This is a genomic window from Pseudomonas sp. TE12508 (assembly GCF_056279485.1).
In genome coordinates, this window is record NZ_JBWCCN010000009.1 from 191310 (window position 1) to 210898 (window position 19589).

The window sequence follows — 19589 nt, forward strand, 5'->3', positions numbered from 1 at the left end:
CCGGAAAAAAATCAAACCGCGGATTTCCGCGGTTTTTTTTCGTCCGGCGTTTGAGACTGTTCACTTTCCTGCGGACTCTGCGAAACGTCCTAACTGGCCTGCCGATCATTCCGACTCACGCTTGAGTTGGGGCTGGATATTCTGGTGGCTCCCAATAGTTTGCAATGGAATGCACATGAATGATCACGCCCATGGCGACGCCCCAACGCGCAATGTCCTGATGCGTAACGAACTGAAGGCTGCGGTGGAGACCGCACTTGCGCAAACTCCCGCTCAGTTTGGTGAGCGCTTGATCAAGGAGAAGTGGGGAGCCGACATTGATCCGCAGACAGCCCTGCTGGTAACGCTCGACTATAACTACCATGGGCATCCTCCTGAGAACGGCGTCCACCAGGGGCGGGTGGGAAGTTCTCGCACCCTGATCCAGGCGCTGCTTGGCAATTATCAGACGGTGGGCGACGGGCGCTTCGGCGAAACCGCGTTTGGGCTGTACACACCGCCCGACATCGGGCCGTCGGTGCGCATTGTCGAGAAAGTCGATGAGTTTGCCTATGTGGGCAATGGCAACCACGACACCTATGAAGGCATTTACCGCGCCACGGTTCCGCAATCCTATGGCCCGCACACGCAAATCAATCTGCGGCCTGCCGATTTCAAACAGTGGGTCTGGGGGTTGTTTCTTTCCCGTCGATACCAGACTTATCTTGATCAGGCCTGGCCGTCGGACGCGGTCATTGCTGCTCCCGGTCCTTATGCCCTGAGGACATCAGTCAAGGCGGCTTTTGTCATGGCAGCCCGGCTGCAATATCAAGAACGGTGCCTGTCCCGAGAGGGGCTGGAGCTCGCCATGCAAGCTGCCGGGTTGCCCGCCGCACAGACCTGGGAAACGCTGACAATCGAGCAACTGCAAGCGCCTACAAGGATGCCTTCGAGCGTCGAGGCGAGTCGGTTGAAACTGTACCGTTATACGGCAACCGATATCTGGTGTTTTCGAGCGCGATCAGGCGCCAGGGTGCTGCTGTACATCCCTGGCAATTCTTCACCGTTGCATGAATTCAACGATAGCCGGCAGTTGCGTCAATGGATCGTGGCTCAGGGCAGGGAGGCCGATACGAAACAGGCACTGGCGGCTCACTTTTGCGAAGAGGATCGCGAGGACGGCACCTTTCATGCGGGGGTACTGACCGCACTGGAGGGCATGGCGGTTTATCCCGGGATGCACAGGCTGACGAAGAATGCCGGGTTCTTCAACGATGATGGCCATTGGGATCCGGACGACTACATCAATTTTGATCGCTCACCCAACGCATCCGACCCTTTTGCGCAGTTGGTGAGCTCCATGAAGCAGGCCGCCCAAGACAGCGTCAAGACCATCCGCGACGATGCCCAGGTCAACCGTGACAATCTGAGCGCTTTCGTCGAGCCGATCGTGCAATGGGTCAACCGGTTCGGGCCACTGGCGTTGTTTGTGCCCGGAGGTGAGGGACTGTTGGTGCTGGCCGGGCTTATTGACGCCGGTTACGGTCTGGATGAGGCCATCGAGGGGAAAACGGCCAGTGAGCGTTCTGAAGGCGTGACGCGAACCGTGTTCGGCTTGCTCAATGCACTGCCGCTGGCCGGGGCTGTCGCTTCGTTAAAAGGCGAAGGCGCCGAGGCCACCGCGCTGGCCAGGGCCGAGCACGGGGCCGAGGAGCCCGCTGTGCGGCTCGATGGTATGCCGGTGGACGCTCCACCCGTTCATGTCGCCCCTCTGGAGTCGGCCGCACAGATGCCGACCCGTCTGAGCCTGCTGCGAGGGATCGGCGCTCCGGTGGAGGCCTTCAGCGACGAAGTGCTGGCGCAAATCGGCAAGGTCAGCGCCGTTGATGACGATCTGCTGCGAATGATGCAGGCCGGTCGTCAACCCACGCCTGTGTTGGCCGACACTATCAGCCGCTTCAAAATCGATCAGGACGTCGTGGAGGTCATCGACAAAGCGCAGGCTGACGGGAACGAGGCATTGCAGGCCCGGCGAGTGGAGTTTTTCAACGCTCGCTATCAGGCGCTCCAGCACTCGGAGCATGAATGGGTCCGATTGTTTCAACAGCAATATCCCGGCCTGCCGAAAAGTGCGGTGGAGCAGATGCTTGATCGCTGTGGCATAGCGTTCACAGAGACGCCGGATGCGATCGAGATCAAGGGGGTATTCAGGCAACTGGATGGCAAGGCCCGCCAGTATCAGCAGCATGTGAGGCTGACCCGTGCTTACGAAGGCCTTTATCTGCGATCCGTGGCCCATTCCGATTCGGACACGCTGGCCTTGCATTCGCTGAAAAACTTGCCCGGATGGCCAAAAGGCCTGCGAATCGAGGTGCTAGACGGCTCGCTGCAAGGTCGGGTGCTGGATCGTTGCGGTTCGCTTGATGCGGCTGATTGTCGTCGCTTGATCAAAATCGACGACCACTATCAATACGTTGATGTGGTCGCCCAGGCCATCGCGCGCACGGACTTTTACGGGGCCGTCATCGGGGTGTTGTCCGCGGATGAGCGGGCGGCGCTGCAGTTGCAGTCGCTGAACCCGGCCAACGAACTGAAGCTCAACCTTCGCGACCAGGCGCTATCGCGCGCCGAGTTCGGCCTGGGCCTGGGCAGAATGGACGGGGGGCTGCCTTTTGAAATGCAGGGCTTGAGGGGCGGCGGCTTTCCGACGACCCTCCAGGCTGCGGCGTTGAGCCACGAGACGATGAGACTGCAAGTCAGGAACCTCTATCCCGACTTCGGCAATGCGCAGGCCGATGAATGGCTGCAACATGCCGGAGCAAGCGCTCAGTCACGCCTCGATGGTCTGAAGCAACAGTCTGAGCAATTGAGTACGGATTTGACCAGTTGGATCGACCGGTCCCTGCAGGATGTCGATGACATGGACATCGACTTTCTGGCCGCTGGCGACGAGGACGCTGTGGGCATGACTCATGCGCAAATCGCGGTGCATAACGTCGCGCTGGTGCAGCGCGCGATGGAACTCGAGCGCGAGACCCGGATAGAACTGGCTGACGAGCTGATCTCAATCTGGCAAAAGTGTCCGCCGCAGGCCAATCGCCTTTATTCCGGCGAAGCGTTAGCGGGATACAAACTGGATCTGGAGTTCGAGGACTACCACCGCTTGCCGGTCATGAACATCAAGTTCGACGAGGTGATCGAGTTGTCGATGCGCGGATTTCACCTGACAGAGCGTGAGAGCTTGAACGGGTTCCTGGAGTCTTTCCCCAATCTGCAGGTATTGAATCTGGAGAAAGTCGATCTGCGGCTATCTGACGCCATGGGGGCGCTGGAGAGTGTTTTGCCGCCTGCGATCCCGCGAATGAGCCATCTCACAACGCTGAATCTGAAAGACACGTTTCTCAAATTCAGGGAGAACACGGCGTCGCAACTGAGTGACTTGATTAACTTGCAATCACTGGACCTGAGTGAAAACCCCCTGAGTGTTTCGCCTGTGTTGTTAGGGATGGACAACCTGCGCGAGGTGAATTTGAGGAAAACAGAGATCAGTACGTGCCCGATCGGGATTAGGGACGAGCCCTACCTGACGTCGCTTGACCTGCGTGACAACCGGATCACCCGGGTTCCGTCGGCGGTGTTGAGCCAGGCCATGGTTCGGGGGCGAGTGCAGCTTTGGGGCAATCCGTTAACGGACGAAGACACATTGCGGCGCCTGATCAGCCATCGACAGCGCACAGGGATCAACCTGTGGTTGAGCGCGCCAGGTCCCGGTTATGGCAATCCAGAGGCGTGGTTACAAGAGGGGGATGAAGCGCTGCAGCAAGCCAGGCGAACGATCTGGCAGCAACTGGCGGTCAAGCCGTCAGGCAATCGATTCCTGAGGCTCATCGACGGGCTCAGCCTGACGGCGGACTTTCAGGTCGACTATCTGGCGTTGCAAGCGAGGGTCTGGCAACTGTTGAGCGAGGCGCAGACATCGGACGAGTTGTGGAACTGGCTGAACCGGGCTGTCGAGAGCACGGAGGTCGATGCTGAAAATCCGCTGGGAATTTTCATGTCGCTGGAGGATCGGGCCAGGCTCTACCGCGATTGGGTAGCGATGGGGCGGCCCTTTCCGGTGATCACCGAGCAGGCCTAGAAGAGGATGGCCTTGAACCCCGCAAAGGGTTCAAGGCCAGGACATCAACGGCGACGGAACAGCGGCAGCGGTTCGTCGGTGGCGGCCTGATAGGTCACCGAGAAGTCCTTGAGGCCTTCAAGGGCTTCGTACGGGTCTTTATCGGCGCGAATCGCAAACGCGTCAAAACCGCAGCGGTGCAGGTAGAACAACTGGTCGCGCAGCACATCGCCAATCGCCCGCAATTCGCCTTTGAAACCGTAACGGTCACGCAGCAAGCGAGCGTTGGAGTAGTTGCGCCCATCAGTGAAGGCCGGAAAGTTCAAGGCGATCACCTGGAAATTATCCACGTCTTCACCGATTTCTTCGGCTTCTTCGTCGGCGTCCAGCCACACACCCAGGCCGCCATCGCGAGCCTTGAGCATACGGCTGTGTTCGCGCCACAGTTGCAGCGGGACGATCAGGTCGTCGCAGTTGCTGATCTCGTCGATGTTGAAATCTTTCGGCAGCAAGTGCCAGGTTTCGTCGACGACTTCGTTGTTCTTAATTATTCGCTGCATAGACGCGCTCCTTGAAGAGGTCGATGCCGATACGCTGATAGGTGTCGATGAAGCGTTCGTCTTCGGTACGTTGTTCGATGTACACGTCGATCAGCTTCTCGATCACGTCAGGCATGGCTTCCTGTGCGAAGGACGGGCCGAGGATCTTGCCCAGGCTCGCATCGCGACTGGCGCTGCCACCCAGGGACACCTGGTAGAACTCTTCGCCTTTCTTGTCGACCCCGAGAATGCCGATGTGGCCGACGTGGTGGTGACCACAGGCGTTCATGCACCCAGAGATGTTCAGGTCCAGTTCGCCAATGTCGAACAGGTAGTCCAGGTCGTCGAAACGGCGCTGGATCGACTCGGCGATCGGGATCGACTTGGCGTTGGCCAGCGAGCAGAAATCACCGCCAGGGCAGCAGATGATGTCGGTCAGCAAGCCGATGTTCGGTGTGGCGAAACCTTGCTCGCGCAACTCGCTCCACAGGGCGAACAATTGGCTCTGCTCGACATCGGCCAGAATGATGTTCTGCTCGTGGGAAGTGCGTAGCTGACCGAAGCTGTAACGATCGGCGAGGTCGGCAACGGCATCGAGCTGCTTGTCGGTGATGTCGCCCGGCGCAACGCCAGTAGGCTTCAGGGACAGGGTCACGGCCACATAACCCGGCTTTTTGTGCGCCAGGGTATTGCGGGTGCGCCAGCGGGCGAAGCCTGGGTGCTGTTTGTCGAGCTCGGTCAGTTCGGCCGTCTGGTTGTCCAGGGACTTGTAGTCCGGATCGACGAAGTGTTTGGCCACGCGATGCACTTCGGCCTCGGTCAGCGTGGTCTGGCCACCGCGAAGGTGTTCCATTTCCGCATCGACTTTCTGCGCGAACACTTCAGGCGTCAGGGCCTTGACCAGAATCTTGATCCGCGCCTTGTATTTGTTGTCGCGACGGCCGTAGCGGTTGTAAACCCGCAGGATGGCGTCGAGATAGCTCAGCAAGTCCTGCCACGGCAGGAACTCGTTGATGAACGCGCCCACCACCGGCGTACGGCCCAGGCCGCCACCGACCAGCACACGGAAACCCAGTTCGCCCGCGGCGTTGTGCACTGGCTCAAGGCCAATGTCATGGACTTCAATGGCCGCACGGTCAGACGTCGAACCGTTGATGGCGATTTTGAATTTACGCGGCAGGTAGGCGAATTCCGGGTGGAACGTGGTCCACTGGCGGACGATTTCGCACCATGGACGCGGGTCGATCAATTCGTCGGCCGCGACACCGGCGAACTGGTCGGTGGTGACGTTGCGCAGGCAGTTGCCGCTGGTCTGGATCGCATGCATCTGCACGGTCGCCAGTTCAGCCAGGATGTCCGGGATATCTTCCAGCGCCGGCCAGTTGAACTGCACGTTCTGCCGGGTACTGATGTGGGCGTAGCCCTTGTCGTAGTCGCGGGCAATCCTGGCCATCATTCGCGTCTGGCGCGAAGTCAGTTGGCCATAAGGCACCGCCACCCGCAGCATCGGCGCGAAGCGCTGGATATAAAGGCCATTTTGCAGGCGCAGGGGGCGGAATTCTTCTTCGCTCAGTTCGCCTGCCAGATAGCGTCGGGTCTGATCACGGAACTGCTTGACGCGGTCCTCGATGATCCGCTGATCGTACTCGTCGTATACGTACATATAAGTCCTGTTCTCAGGCTTGGGCCGGTTGGATATAGCTGCGTTTTCGCTAGCTTTCATCCGATACAGCCTCGGCAATTCTGCGCGCACGGCCGCGCACTCCCAACGGAGCCGACGCAAGATACCAGTTTGCAGTTATGCGCAAAAGTGATGTTTGAGTATATGCAAAGAACCAAAACGACTAATGAAACTCATGGGGGTAAAACCCACATTTGTGGTGCGGGCAATCATCGTCTTAACTGTGCTCGAGTCTTTATGCAATCACCGATAAAACCGACAAGAGGCGATGCAATGAGCAACCCAACCAAAGCAGGGAAAAGCGATAGCACGGTCGATGCCTGGGCGATTTTGTTCCTGATTATCCTGGTCGTGGGCACAGCGGTGTTCTGGGTCAGCCATCAATAAACGACCCCGTCCGGGCCCGGCGCCGACGATTGTCGGACAAAAGCCGGAATAAGCGCCGTTCCAGAAACTTCGCTGGCTATAATGCGCAGCGGATTTTCGGGGGCTCGGACGTTTAATGTTGAAGTTCATCTGTGGTGTTGTGCTGGCGCTTGGTACGGTCTTGGGACCGTGTGCCCAGGCCGCGTCCGTATTGTTCCTCAATCCCGGGACTACCCAAGAGGTGTTCTGGGTCAGTTACTCGCAGTTCATGCAGGCCGCAGCCAAGGACCTGGGCATGGATTTGCGCATCCAGTATTCCGAGCGAAACGCTGAAACCACACTCAAGCAAGCCCGCGAAGCCCTGCAAGGGCCGAATCGACCGGATTATCTGGTGTTCGTCAACGAACTGTATGTTGCGCCCGAAATCCTGCGCCTGGCTCAAGGCAGCGGTGTGAAGCTGTTTTTGGTCAACAACGGCCTGACCGCAGACCAGATGCGCTTGCTCGGCGCCCAGCCGCAGAAGTATCCCGACTGGTTGGGCAGCCTGGTGCCCAACAATGAGGAGGGCGGCTACTTGATGCTCAAGGAGCTGATTCGCCTGCATCGCCCGGTCGCGCCCGGTCAGGTCATTGATCTCGTGGCCTTCTCCGGCCTGAAGATCACGCCAGCCGCGCAACAGCGTGAGAAGGGCATGATGCGGGCATTGGCCGAACACCCTGAAGTGCGGTTGCGCCAGTTGGTCTATGGCGGCTGGACCCGCGAGCGCGCCTATGAACAGGCCAGGTTATTGTTCAAGCGTTACCCGCAAACGTCGCTGGTCTGGTCGGCCAACGATGAAATGGCCTTTGGTGCCATGCAGGCCTACGCCGAAACGGGCGGCCAACCCGGCAAGGACGCGCTGTTCAGCGCTGTCAATAATTCACCGACTGCGTTACAGGCGCTGTTGGAAGGGCGGTTGAGTGTGCTGTTGGGCGGGCACTTCACTCTGGGTGGTTGGGCCTTGGTGCAACTGCATGACTACGACCTGGGGGTGGATGTCAGTCAGTACGGCGGGCGCGACCGGCAGATTCCGTTGTTGCAGCTGATCAATCACGCACAAGCCAAGCGGTTGCTGGCGTTGAGTGCGACTCAGGATTATGGCGTGGATTTCCAGAAGCTCTCGGCCAAGGGGCGGCCGACGTCGTATCGCTACCCGTTCAGCCTGCAAGCCCTGATGCACTGAGCCGGTTCAGATACCCGCCAGGTACACCACCAGTTTGACGATGCCAAACAGCGTCAACGCGAACACTGCCGTGAACAGAATCCCCAAAATCACGAAATGACTCGGCTTGCCGTGGGTGAAATCCCGGGCCCGGTTCTTCCCGCTCTGCACCCCGAACGCCGCCGCCATCACGCTGTGCAGCATCTGCCAGAAGGTTGGTGGCTTGTTGTTGTCGACTGGATCGTCCATAAATCCCCCGTCACGCATGTGTGAAAGGTAAGCATAGACAATACACCCGAAACCTGTGGGAGCGACCTGTGGCGAGGGGGCTTGCCCCCGTTTGAGTGCGTAGCACTCACAAGATCTTTGATACATCAGAGATTTTGGGGGCTGCTTCGCAGCCCAACGGGGGCGAGCCCCCTCGCCACAGGTCGCTCCCACAGGGGGATGGAGGTTAGTTGTCGTAACCCAGGTTAGGCGCCAGCCAACGCTCGGTCACGCTCAATTCCTGACCCTTGCGCGAGGTGTAGCTCTGCACCTGATCCTTGTCGATCTTGCCCACGGCGAAATACTGCGCCTGTGGGTGAGCGAAGTACCAGCCGCTGACCGCTGCCGCCGGGAACATGGCGTAGTGCTCGGTGAGGAACACGCCGCTGCGGCCGGCTTTGAGCTCTTCCGCTTCCGGGTCCAGCAGCTTGAACAGCGTGGCTTTCTCGGTGTGATCCGGGCAGGCCGGGTAGCCTGGAGCAGGGCGGATGCCGGTGTATTGCTCTTTGATCAGCGCCTCGTTGTCGAGCGTCTCGTCCTTGGCGTAGCCCCAGTAATCTTTACGCACCTGTTGGTGCAGCCACTCGGCACAGGCCTCGGCCAGGCGGTCGGCCAGGGCCTTGACCATGATCGAGTTGTAGTCGTCGCCCGCATCCTGATAGGCCTTGGCCACTTCTTCGGCGCCGATCCCGGCGGTGGTGATGAAGCCCCCCACATAGTCGGTCACGCCGCTGTCCTTGGGCGCAACGAAGTCGGCCAGGGAGAAGTTCGGTTTGCCATCAGTCTTGATGATCTGCTGGCGCAAGTGATGCAGCTTGGCCAATGGCTTGCCGTCATCGCCGTAGACTTCGATGTCATCGTCGCGCACCTGATTGGCCGGCCAGAAACCGAACACCGCTCGGGCGCTGATGAGTTTTTCGTCGATCAGCTTGGCGAGCATTTCCTGGGCATCGGCGTACAGCGCGGTGGCGGCTTCACCGACCACTTCGTCCTTGAGGATGCGCGGGAATTTGCCGGCCAGGTCCCAGGAGATGAAGAACGGCGTCCAGTCGATGTATTCGGCCAGCACCTTCAGGTCGATGTTGTCCAGCACCTTGGCGCCAGTGAACGTCGGTTTGACAGGTTCATAGCTGCCCCAGTCGAACTGCGGCTTCTTGGCGATGGCCACCGGGTAGCTCAGGCGCTCGGTACGGGCGCTGCGGTTGGCGGTGCGCTCGCGAACGTCGATGTATTCCAGGCGAGTCTTCTCGACGAAACCGGCCTTCAATTCCTTGGACAGCAGTTGCGTCGCCACGCCCACAGCGCGGGAGGCATCGGTGACGTAGATCACTGCGTCGTTGCTGTATTTCGGCTCGATCTTCACCGCCGTGTGCGCCTTGGAGGTGGTCGCGCCACCGATCATCAGCGGCAGATGGAAGTCCTGACGCTGCATCTCGCGGGCCACGTGAACCATTTCGTCCAGCGAAGGCGTGATCAAACCGGACAGGCCGATGATGTCGCATTTCTGTTCTTTGGCGACTTGCAGGATCTTCTCTGCCGGCACCATCACGCCAAGGTCGACGATGTCATAGCCGTTACAGCCCAGCACCACGCCAACGATGTTCTTGCCGATGTCGTGTACGTCGCCCTTGACCGTGGCCATCAGGATCTTGCCCTTGGCTTCCGGCTTGTCGCCTTTTTCCAGCTCGATGAACGGGATCAGGTGGGCCACGGCCTGCTTCATCACGCGGGCGGACTTCACCACTTGCGGCAGGAACATTTTACCGGCGCCGAACAGGTCGCCGACGATGTTCATGCCGGACATCAGCGGGCCTTCGATCACTTCGATCGGGCGCGCAAAGGACTGACGCGACTCTTCGGTGTCTTCCACGATGTGGGTGGTGATGCCCTTGACCAGCGCATGCTCCAGACGCTTGTTGACGTCCCAGTTGCGCCACTCTTCGGTCTCGGCTTCCTTGACGCTGCCGTCGCCCTTGTACTTGTCGGCGATGGCGAGGAGGGCGTCGGTGCCTTCCGGGGTGCGGTTGAGGATCACGTCTTCGACGGCGTCGCGCAGCTCGGCCGGAATCTGGTCGTAGATCTCCAGTTGGCCGGCGTTGACGATACCCATGGTCAGGCCGTTGCGGATCGCATACAGCAGGAACACCGAGTGAATTGCCTCACGCACCGGGTTGTTGCCACGGAACGAGAACGACACGTTCGACACGCCGCCGGAAGTCAGGGCGTACGGCAGTTCGTCGCGGATGTAGGCGCAGGCGTTGATGAAGTCCACAGCGTAGTTGTTGTGTTCTTCGATGCCGGTGGCCACGGCGAAGATGTTCGGGTCGAAGATGATGTCTTCCGGCGGGAAGCCGACTTCGTTGACCAGAATGTCGTATGAGCGTTTGCAGATTTCTTTCTTGCGCGCTTCGGTGTCGGCCTGGCCAGCTTCATCGAAGGCCATCACCACCACCGCGGCGCCGTAGCGCTTGCACAGTTTGGCGTGATGAATGAACTGCTCGACGCCTTCTTTCATGCTGATCGAGTTGACGATGCCCTTGCCCTGGATGCACTTGAGGCCGGCTTCGATCACTTCCCACTTGGAGGAGTCGATCATGATCGGCACGCGGGAGATGTCCGGTTCACCGGCAATCAGATTGAGGAAGGTCACCATGGCCTTCTTCGAATCGAGCATCCCTTCGTCCATGTTGATGTCGATCACCTGGGCGCCGGCTTCGACCTGCTGCAGGGCGACTTCCAGGGCTTCGGTGTAGTTGTCTTCACGGATCAGACGGGCGAATTTGGCGGAACCGGTGATGTTGGTGCGCTCGCCGACGTTGACGAACAACGAGCTGCGATCAATGGTGAACGGTTCCAGGCCCGACAGGCGGCAGGCCTTGGGGATGTCCGGAATCTCGCGCGGCGCATAGCCGGCCACCGCTTTGGCGATGGCTTCGATGTGGCCCGGCGTGGTGCCGCAGCAGCCGCCGACGATGTTCAGGAAGCCGCTTTGGGCGAACTCTTCGATGACCTTGGCGGTTTGGGCCGGCAGTTCGTCGTACTCGCCGAATTCGTTCGGCAGGCCGGCGTTCGGGTGCGCGGAAACGTGGGTGTTGGCCTTGTTCGACAGTTCTTCCAGGTACGGACGCAACTCGCTGGCCCCGAGGGCGCAGTTCAGGCCGACCGAAATTGGTTTGGCGTGGGCCACGGAGTTCCAGAACGCTTCGGTGGTCTGACCCGACAGTGTGCGGCCGGAGGCATCGGTGATGGTGCCGGAGATCATGATCGGCAACTCGACGCCCAGTTCTTCGAACACGCCTTGCACGGCGAAGATCGCCGCTTTGGCATTGAGGGTATCGAAGATGGTTTCGATCAGGATCAGGTCGGCACCGCCTTCGATCAGGCCTTTGGTGGCTTCGGTGTAGTTCTCCACCAGCTCATCGAAGGTCACGTTGCGGTAGCCAGGGTTGTTGACGTCGGGCGACAGCGAGCAGGTGCGGCTGGTCGGGCCGAGTACCCCAGCGACGAAACGCGGCTTGTCCGGGTTCTCGAGAGTTTTCGCATCGGCAATCTTGCGGGCCAGGCGAGCGCCTTCTACGTTCAATTCGTAGGCGAGTTCCTCCATGCCGTAATCGGCCATGGAAATCCGGGTGGCGTTGAAGGTGTTGGTTTCCAGAATGTCGGCGCCGGCGTCCAGATAGGCCTTCTCAATGCCGCCAATCACGTCGGGGCGGGTCAGCACCAACAGGTCGTTGTTGCCTTTGACATCGCTCGGCCAGTCGGCGAAGCGTTTGCCACGGTAATCCTGCTCCTCGAGCTTGTAGCTCTGGATCATCGTACCCATGCCGCCATCGAGAATCAGGATGCGCTCTTTGAGGGCGTGCTTGAGAGCTTGAAGGCGAACGCTGCGATCGGACATTTGGACTACTCGGTAAGGCCATGACGAAGGGCCGGAATGATAACAAACCTGTGCGCTTTTGGAGCATGTACGGGTTTTGCATGAATATCGCTCATGTTGGTGCGCAGGCCAGACCGGTAGAATCGCGGCGTTTTCTCATGATCAGGACCAGGGATATGTCGTATCGCGTCGTCACCAGCCTATTGATGCTGTTTTTAAGCGGGGGCGCCGCTGCGCAAGGACCAGACATTTCCTACGTCCGGGACATCCAACCGATCTTCACTGAAAAGTGCGTGGCCTGCCATGCCTGCTACGACTCCGCCTGTCAGCTCAATCTGGGCAGTGGTGAAGGGGTGGCCCGAGGTGCAACCAAGGCGCCCGTTTATGATGGCGAACGCAGACAGGCCGCAGCGCCGACCCGACTTTTTTATGACGCCTTTGGCAAACGCGCCTGGCAGCAAAAAGGCTTTTATTCGGTGCTCGACGCCCAAGGCAGTCAGGCGGCGCTGATGGCGCGCATGCTCGAACTGGGCCACAAAACCCCGTTGCAACCCAACGCCAAATTGCCGGAAGACATCGTCCTGGGCCTGAACCGGGAGAACATGTGCGCCATGCCGGCGGAGTTCGACGGCTATGCCAGCTCCCACCCCAAAGAAGGCATGCCGCTGGCGGTCACCGGCCTGACCGATCAGCAATACCAGACATTGCAACGCTGGCTGGCCTCCGGCGCGCCGATCGATGAGCAGGGCTTGGTGCCCAGCGCCAAGGAAGCGTTGCAGGTGGTGCAGTGGGAAAACCTGCTCAACGCGCCGGGTGCCCGGGAAAGCCTGGTGGGACGCTGGTTGTTCGAGCACTGGTTTTTGGCGCACCTCTATTTCAAGGACGGCGAGCCGGGGCATTTCTTTCAGTGGGTACGTTCGCGCACACCGACGGGCCAGCCCATTGATTTGATCAACACTCGCCGTCCGAATGACGATCCGGGCACTCAGGTCTATTACCGTTTATGGCCGGTGCAAGGCGTGATCGTGCACAAGACCCACATCACCTATCCGCTCAGCGCGGCGAAGATGGCGCGGATCAAAAGCCTGTTCTACAGCGGCAACTGGCAGGTCAACGCGCTGCCGGGTTATGGGCCGGAACGACGGGCCAATCCGTTTACGACCTTTGAGGCCATCCCGGCTCAGGCGCGTTACCAGTTCATGCTCGATAACGCCGAATATTTCGTGCGCACCTTTATTCGCGGCCCGGTCTGCCGTGGCCAGATCGCCACCGACGTGATCCGCGACAACTTCTGGGCGCTGTTCCAGGCTCCGGAGCATGACCTCTATATCACCGACCCGAATTATCGCGGCCAGGCCACGCCGTTGCTGGCGATGCCAGGGCAGAACGATGACGTCGGCAGTGTCCTGAGCCTGTGGCGCGACTACCGTGACAAACGCAACGAATACGAGGCCCTGCGCCGGGACAGCTACGCCGACCTGCCAGCCCCGAGCTGGTCGACCCTGTGGGCCGGCAATGACAACGCGCTGCTGAGCATCTTCCGGCATTTCGACAGCGCCTCGGTGAACAAAGGCCTGATCGGTGACGTTCCGCAAACCATCTGGCTGTTCGATTACCCGTTGCTGGAACGCACGTATTACCAGTTGGCAGTCAACTTCGATGTATTTGGCAACGTATCCCATCAGGCCCAGACCCGGCTGTACTTCGACCTGATTCGCAATGGTGCCGAGCAGAACTTTTTGCGTCTGATGCCGGCCGACTCACGGGACGGCTACCTCGACGATTGGTACCAGAACGGCGGAAAGCTCAAGATGTGGCTGGATTACGAGTACATCGACAACGACAAACCCACGGCACTGACGCTGAGCGAGAAGGACCCGAAACGCGATTTCGCCCTGCAATTGCTGGCCCGGTACGGCGAACTCAATGCCAACCCCGACCCGATCAACCGCTGCGACGGTGCCTACTGCTCGCGGCCGAACATCGATCTGGCATTGCAGAACGCCGAACAGGCCTTGAGCCGCCTGGCTTCACGTCCGTCTGCGGGGCTGAAGGTCATCGATCAATTGCCAGAAGCCACGATGCTGCGCATCGAGACTCAAAGCGGCAAGCGCGGGGTCTATAGCCTGCTGCGCAACCGGGCCCACAGCAACGTGGCGTTCCTGCTGGGGGAGTCGCGGCGCTATCAGCCGGGGCTCGATACGTTGACAATTTATCCGGGTGTACTCAGCAGCTACCCGAACTTCATGTTCAACATTCCAGCCGGCCAAGTGCCCGCTTTCGTTGATGCGATGGAAACCGCGAAGGACGCTGCCAGTTTCGAGAAAATCGTCGAACGCTGGGGCATTCGCCGCAGCCATCCGCAGTTCTGGCAATATTTCCATGATCTGAGTCGCTATATCCACGACACCGACCCTGTGGAGGAGGGCGTGCTGGACATGAATCGCTACGAGAATCTCTGAGGTGCCTGCTATTCCGTGTGGGAGTGGGTCTGTGGCGAGGGGGCTTGCCCCCGTTGGGCGGCGAAGCAGCCCCAAAATATCTGATGTCCCAAAGATCTTGTGAGTGCTACGCACTCAAACGGGGGCAAGCCCCCTCGCCACGGGCCCGCTCTCACATTGGATCAGCGCATCTTTCCCGACAAAAATACTAGGACTTTGTCCGGCGCGATGATTGGCGTAAACTGCGTCCAAGCCTGCGAGGAGTTTCCATGACCGCTATTACCATTACCGACGCCGCCCACGATTACCTGGCTGATCTGCTCTCCAAGCAGAACACCCCGGGTATCGGCATCCGCGTCTTTATCACCCAGCCTGGCACCCAGTACGCCGAAACCTGCATTGCCTACTGCAAGCCGGGCGAAGAAAAACCTGAAGACACGGCGCTGGGGCTTAAAAGCTTCACCGCGTACATCGATCACTTCAGCGAAGCCTTCCTGGACGATGCGGTAGTCGACTACGCCACCGACCGCATGGGCGGCCAACTGACCATCAAGGCGCCAAACGCCAAAGTACCGATGGTCAACGCCGACAGCCCGGTCAACGAGCGTATCAACTACTACCTGCAAACCGAAATCAACCCGGGGCTGGCCAGCCACGGCGGTCAGGTCAGCCTGATCGATGTGGTTGAAGACGGCATTGCCGTGCTGAAATTCGGCGGCGGTTGCCAAGGCTGCGGCCAGGCAGACGTCACCCTGCGCGAAGGCATCGAGCGCACCTTGCTCGAGCGCATTCCCGAGCTCAAGGGCGTTCGTGACGTGACCGACCACACGCAGAAAGAAAACGCCTACTACTAAGGTGTTCGCTGCGACATAAAAAAACGGTGCCCGTGAGCACCGTTTTTTTTGATCGTTCCCACGCTCTGCGTGGGAATGCCTCAACGGACGCTCTGCGTCTGCTCTTGGGACGCGGAGCGTCCCGGGCTGCATTCCCACGCAGAGCGTGGGAACGATCATCTCAGGGTCTGTAGAGGTGCGCATGCCCCGCGCGATACAGCGACGATTCACTGAAGTGATCGCTGCCCAACACCCGGCCCACCAGAATCAGCGCCGTGCGGCGAAATCCCTTGGCTTGAACCTTCTCGGCAATATCCGCCAGCGTCCCCACGACCCAGTCCTGATCCGGCCAGGTCGCCCGATGAATCACCGCGATCGGGCAATCGGCGCCGTAGTGCGGCAGCAATTCAGCAAGGATCTTCTCCAGATGATTGACCCCGAGGTGGATCGCCATGGTCGCCCCATGCTGCGCCAGACTGCCCAGCTCTTCACCGGCCGGCATCGCGGTCTTGTCGGCGTAGCGGGTCAGAATCACGCTTTGTGACACGTCCGGCAAGGTCAGTTCAGCACCCAAAAGCGCCGCGCAGGCGGCGGTGGCGGTGACGCCGGGAATGATTTCAAAAGGGATGTCGAGTTCACGCAAATAGCGAATCTGCTCGCCAATCGCGCCGTACAGGCTCGGATCACCGGAATGCACCCGGGCCACGTCCTGGCCGTTGGCATGGGCGTTCTTGATCAGCTCGATGATCTGTTCCAGATGCAATTCGGCGCTGTTGACCACCTGTTCGGCGCGGTGGCCGTCCAGTACAGCGGCGGGGACCAGGGAGCCTGCATAGATGATGACCGGGCAGCTACGAATCAGCCGCTGGCCTTTGACGGTGATCAGTTCCGGGTCGCCGGGGCCTGCGCCAATGAAGTAGACGGTCATCGTCGTTTCCTGTCAGAAAAAGGGTATGGGCACGCTTCAGATGAAGATTGCTCATGATCGAAGGCGGGGATTATCGGGGATTTTACGCGGCGCTGGCCAATGCAAGGGTGGCCTGGGCGTATTTTTGTCGTGGAATCAGCAACTTTGCCGGTCCCTGAGCCAACTGTTCGGCCAGTGCCAGCGCGGCACTTTCCGCTACGCCGTAACAGCCGGTGCGTTCGAACGCGATGTCCGAGTGGTGGCTGAGTTGCGGTTCATAACCGGCCAATTGTTCGCTGCTGAAATACATCAACGGCAATGCCAGTTGTTCGGCCAGTTCGATCAGGGCGGGTTCTTCGCGCTTCAGGTCGATACTGGCCAAGGCCTTGATCTCACGGAGCTCGATTTGATGGGCCTGTAACGCTTGATCAAGCAGCGCCCGCAGCGTGCTGACGGGGCAGCCGCGCTGGCAGCCCAGGCCGACCACCAGGGTCGGCGCTGCGCTGACGTCTGTCATGCGGAGTATTGGCCATCGCTTTTGCGGCGGAACAACCAGGCGCTGATCAGGCCGAGGGCCAGCCAGAACGCCATGTTGGTCAGCTGCGAAGCGATTTTGAACTGCGCTTCCAGGGCTTCGGGAGCGAGCATGGAGTGCACTTCCGGTTGTGGCGCGCCGATGACGTGCGGAGCGGCCAGAATCGCCACGCCGAGGATCTTCATCAGCCAGTGGCGGCTGAACACGATCAGCGCGATGCCGACAGCGGTGGACGCGGCAGTGCCAATCCACCAGATCTGCCGTTGCGCCAGATCCGCCGCGGCAGTGCCCGGCAGCTCAGGTGGCAGGCCGAGGGTTGGCGCCAGCACGAACGTCGCGTAACCCGCCAGGCCCCAAAGCAGGCCCTGAGAGGTACGGCGTGGAGCGCGTAAGGTGTAGAGGCCCGCGAGCATCAGGGCGAAACCCACCGCTACCACCAGATTGCCGCCGGTGGTCGACAGCACGCGCTGCCAGCCGTCTTCAGGCTCCCAGGCTTCGGCATCGTGGGTGTGAGCGGTGACAGCTCCCGCGGCGTGCTCGTGGATTTCAACCGCGGCCGGCTCGGATTTTTCGTAGGTCTCGGCCTGCAGAATCAGCGGAGCCACCCAGAAGCTTTGCAGCAGGGTCAGCAGCAGGGCGGCCAGCAGCCCGGTGAAACCTGCGGTTTGCGCAATACGCTTGATCATGTCAGCAGGTCTCAATGGCACGGGAATGCGGCGCTGTGACGGGTATCGTGCGCGGCGTTGTGCACCGCTTCGATGTGCGAGAAACCGGCGAAATACACAAGGCTGGCGCCAAGAATCGACGCACAAAAAGCGGCGGTCAGGCGTTGGCTCAGGGTAGTGGTGGTGCTGATCGTGCTCTTTTTATCGGTGTTGCTGCCGGTACTGCTGATGATCGACATGGCGCTTCCCTCTGGTCTGTCAGCGGGTGAATAGAGCGCATGAAAACCTCCGTACGCCGGGGCACGCAGAGATTTCGAACAGCGCCCGCCCACCGCGGGTTTGTTATTCAGTGAACGTAAGAGTCACTTTGTGTTGCGGGCCGGTCTCCGGGCTCGCGAGGGGCAGGGCTTGCGCCCAAACCTGCAAGCATCACCTTCCCATGCCATATGACGGGCACAGTGGATCTGACGCTTCACTCGCTTACCGTTGCGGGGGCAGCACCGGACTGACATGGCTTTAGAGTAAAGCACATGATTCACCGGTTTCCCGTTTCACCCTGTGAAGGGCACCCGTAACAAGGCGTGTAGGAGAGCATGGGCGGGGGTTGGGCGTCAATTGGCAAGGGTTCTCGTTTGAGTTGATCGTTCCCACGCTCTGCGTGGGAATGCAGCCCGGGACGCTCCGCGTCCCTTTCACAGCCGAACGCGGAGCGTCCGTTGAGGCATTCCCACGCAGAGCGTGGCAACGATCATCAAGTGATCGCATTCTCCTATAGGACATTGACCCGCCCCCACACGATGCGTAGCCTTGCGCTTTCGAGGTTCTTCGGCGTCTGCCGAAGCTAAGAAGGGAACGCGGTCGATGCCGCGGCTGCCCCCGCAACTGTGAACGGTGATGTTCGCTGCCACGCCACTGCAAGCCCTGATCCATCAGGTTCGCGGGAAGGCGCAGCAAACGCCAGTCGAACGATTGGCACACCGTCAGCCAGGAGACCTGCCTCGACACAGATTCTCACTACAACCGGGCGGGGTGATCCGGTGGCGGAACTCTTGCGCGCGTGCATCCGCCGCTGCGATTGTCGTCCCGTATGCCCGCCACCTTGCCAAAGGGCATCCGATGAAAACACTGGCCAAACTCCCCGTCACCATCGTTACCGGCTTCCTCGGCTCGGGCAAAACCACTTTGCTGCGCCACATGCTCGACAACGCCCAGGGCCGTCGCATCGCAGTGATCGTCAATGAGTTCGGCGAGCTGGGCATCGACGGCGAAATCCTCAAGCAGTGCTCGATCGGTTGCACCGAAGAAGAAGCCAACGGCCGCGTTTACGAACTGGCCAACGGCTGCCTGTGCTGCACGGTTCAGGAAGAATTCTTCCCGGTGATGCGCGAACTGGTCGCGCGGCGCGGCGACCTTGACCATATCCTGATCGAAACTTCGGGCCTGGCCCTGCCAAAACCTTTGGTTCAAGCCTTCCAATGGCCAGAAATCCGTAGCGCCTGCACGGTTGACGCGGTGATCACCGTGGTCGACAGCCCGGCCGTCGCTGCTGGCACCTTCGCGGCGTTCCCGGATCAGGTCGATGCCCAGCGCAAACTCGACCCGAACCTGGACCACGAATCGCCGCTGCACGAGCTGTTCGCCGACCAACTGGCCAGCGCCGACCTGGTGATCCTCAACAAGGCCGACCTGATCAGCGCTGAAGACCTGGCCCGCGTGCGCCTGGAAGTCGCCGAAGAACTGCCGCCAGCGGTGAAAGTCATCGAAGCCAGCAGCGGTCGTCTGCCACTGGACGTGCTGATCGGCCTCGGTGCCGGTTCTGAAGAACACATCGACAGCCGCCACAGCCATCACGATCATCACCATGAAGGCGAAGACGACCACGACCACGACGCATTCGATTCCATCTCGATCGAGCTGCCACAAGCCGACGAAAGCCTGCTGATGGATGCACTGACTCAATTGGTGGTCCAGCACGGCATCCTTCGGGTCAAAGGTTTTGCAGCGGTGCCGAACAAGCCGATGCGCCTGCTGATCCAGGGCGTGGGCACGCGTTTCGACAAGCACTTCGACCGTCAGTGGGGCGCTGAAGAAGCACGCACCACGCGTCTGGTGTTGATCGGTCAGGATCTGGACGCCGCTGCGCTCGAAGCGCAATTGCGCGCTGCGCTCAGCGTTTAAACC

General features: G+C 60.0%; 13 protein-coding genes and 2 riboswitches. Of the genes, 5 read left to right on the top strand and 8 right to left on the bottom strand.

Annotated elements, in window-relative coordinates:
* Nucleotides 1-175 precede the first annotated feature (175 nt).
* On the top strand, nucleotides 176-4117 hold the full coding sequence (locus tag ACZ9IM_RS14840; protein ID WP_427623164.1) for a dermonecrotic toxin domain-containing protein: 3942 nt from the start codon (nucleotides 176-178) through the stop codon (nucleotides 4115-4117).
* A 44-nt stretch (nucleotides 4118-4161) separates the two neighbouring features.
* Here ACZ9IM_RS14840 and ACZ9IM_RS14845 read toward each other — a convergent pair whose 3' ends face one another.
* Entirely contained in the window at nucleotides 4162-4656 is a 495-nt protein-coding gene (locus ACZ9IM_RS14845; RefSeq protein ID WP_063340169.1) for a DUF934 domain-containing protein, read from the bottom strand.
* The gene (locus ACZ9IM_RS14850) at nucleotides 4640-6298 is read right to left on the bottom strand and encodes a nitrite/sulfite reductase (RefSeq protein WP_427623165.1); all 1659 of its coding nucleotides are present in this window, start codon (nucleotides 6296-6298) and stop codon (nucleotides 4640-4642) included. Before ACZ9IM_RS14850 ends, ACZ9IM_RS14845 begins: the two co-directional genes overlap by 17 nt.
* A 520-nt stretch (nucleotides 6299-6818) precedes the next feature.
* On the opposite strand from ACZ9IM_RS14850, the gene ACZ9IM_RS14855 reads away from it, so the two are divergent.
* A complete protein-coding gene (locus ACZ9IM_RS14855) occupies nucleotides 6819-7904 on the top strand; it encodes an ABC transporter substrate-binding protein (RefSeq protein WP_427623166.1) in 1086 nt (361 codons plus the stop codon).
* Between the two features lie 6 nt (nucleotides 7905-7910).
* Here ACZ9IM_RS14855 and ACZ9IM_RS14860 read toward each other — a convergent pair whose 3' ends face one another.
* Together ACZ9IM_RS14860 and metH are read right to left on the bottom strand one after the other, a co-directional pair.
* Nucleotides 7911-8132 (bottom strand): DUF2970 domain-containing protein, encoded by a 222-nt coding sequence (locus ACZ9IM_RS14860; protein ID WP_008066935.1) that lies wholly within the window; start codon nucleotides 8130-8132, stop codon nucleotides 7911-7913.
* Between the two features lie 205 nt (nucleotides 8133-8337).
* Nucleotides 8338-12048 carry a methionine synthase gene (gene metH / locus ACZ9IM_RS14865; protein WP_192343738.1) on the bottom strand — a complete coding sequence of 1237 codons (3711 nt, stop codon included), beginning with the start codon at nucleotides 12046-12048 and terminating at the stop codon, nucleotides 8338-8340.
* Nucleotides 12049-12203: 155 nt separating this feature from the next.
* On the opposite strand from metH, the gene ACZ9IM_RS14870 reads away from it, so the two are divergent.
* The gene (locus tag ACZ9IM_RS14870) at nucleotides 12204-14489 is read left to right on the top strand and encodes a fatty acid cis/trans isomerase (protein ID WP_476224318.1); all 2286 of its coding nucleotides are present in this window, start codon (nucleotides 12204-12206) and stop codon (nucleotides 14487-14489) included.
* Nucleotides 14490-14737: 248 nt separating this feature from the next.
* Nucleotides 14738-15322: a Fe-S biogenesis protein NfuA gene (gene nfuA / locus ACZ9IM_RS14875; RefSeq protein ID WP_008011019.1), complete on the top strand. Its 585-nt coding sequence runs from the start codon at nucleotides 14738-14740 to the stop codon at nucleotides 15320-15322.
* 160 nt (nucleotides 15323-15482) lie between these two features.
* Here nfuA and cobM read toward each other — a convergent pair whose 3' ends face one another.
* The 4 genes from cobM to ACZ9IM_RS14895 form a co-directional block, all read right to left on the bottom strand.
* Nucleotides 15483-16229: a precorrin-4 C(11)-methyltransferase gene (cobM, locus tag ACZ9IM_RS14880; protein WP_476224319.1), complete on the bottom strand. Its 747-nt coding sequence runs from the start codon at nucleotides 16227-16229 to the stop codon at nucleotides 15483-15485.
* Nucleotides 16230-16311: 82 nt separating this feature from the next.
* Nucleotides 16312-16725, bottom strand: a complete 414-nt coding sequence (locus ACZ9IM_RS14885) for a cobalamin biosynthesis protein (RefSeq protein ID WP_476224320.1) — start codon at nucleotides 16723-16725, stop codon at nucleotides 16312-16314.
* Nucleotides 16722-17429, bottom strand: coding sequence for a CbtA family protein (locus tag ACZ9IM_RS14890; protein ID WP_476224321.1), 708 nt, complete (start codon nucleotides 17427-17429; stop codon nucleotides 16722-16724). The genes ACZ9IM_RS14885 and ACZ9IM_RS14890 overlap by 4 nt, the downstream gene beginning before the upstream one ends.
* 11 nt (nucleotides 17430-17440) lie before the next feature.
* Nucleotides 17441-17647, bottom strand: a complete 207-nt coding sequence (locus ACZ9IM_RS14895) for a CbtB domain-containing protein (protein WP_008066925.1) — start codon at nucleotides 17645-17647, stop codon at nucleotides 17441-17443.
* Between the two features lie 121 nt (nucleotides 17648-17768).
* A riboswitch (cobalamin riboswitch) is annotated at nucleotides 17769-17996 on the bottom strand.
* A gap of 213 nt (nucleotides 17997-18209) precedes the next feature.
* Nucleotides 18210-18423, top strand: a riboswitch (cobalamin riboswitch).
* A 101-nt stretch (nucleotides 18424-18524) separates the two neighbouring features.
* On the opposite strand from ACZ9IM_RS14895, the gene cobW reads away from it, so the two are divergent.
* Nucleotides 18525-19586, top strand: a complete 1062-nt coding sequence (cobW, locus tag ACZ9IM_RS14900) for a cobalamin biosynthesis protein CobW (protein ID WP_007898232.1) — start codon at nucleotides 18525-18527, stop codon at nucleotides 19584-19586.
* The last annotated feature ends 3 nt before the right edge of the window (nucleotides 19587-19589 follow it).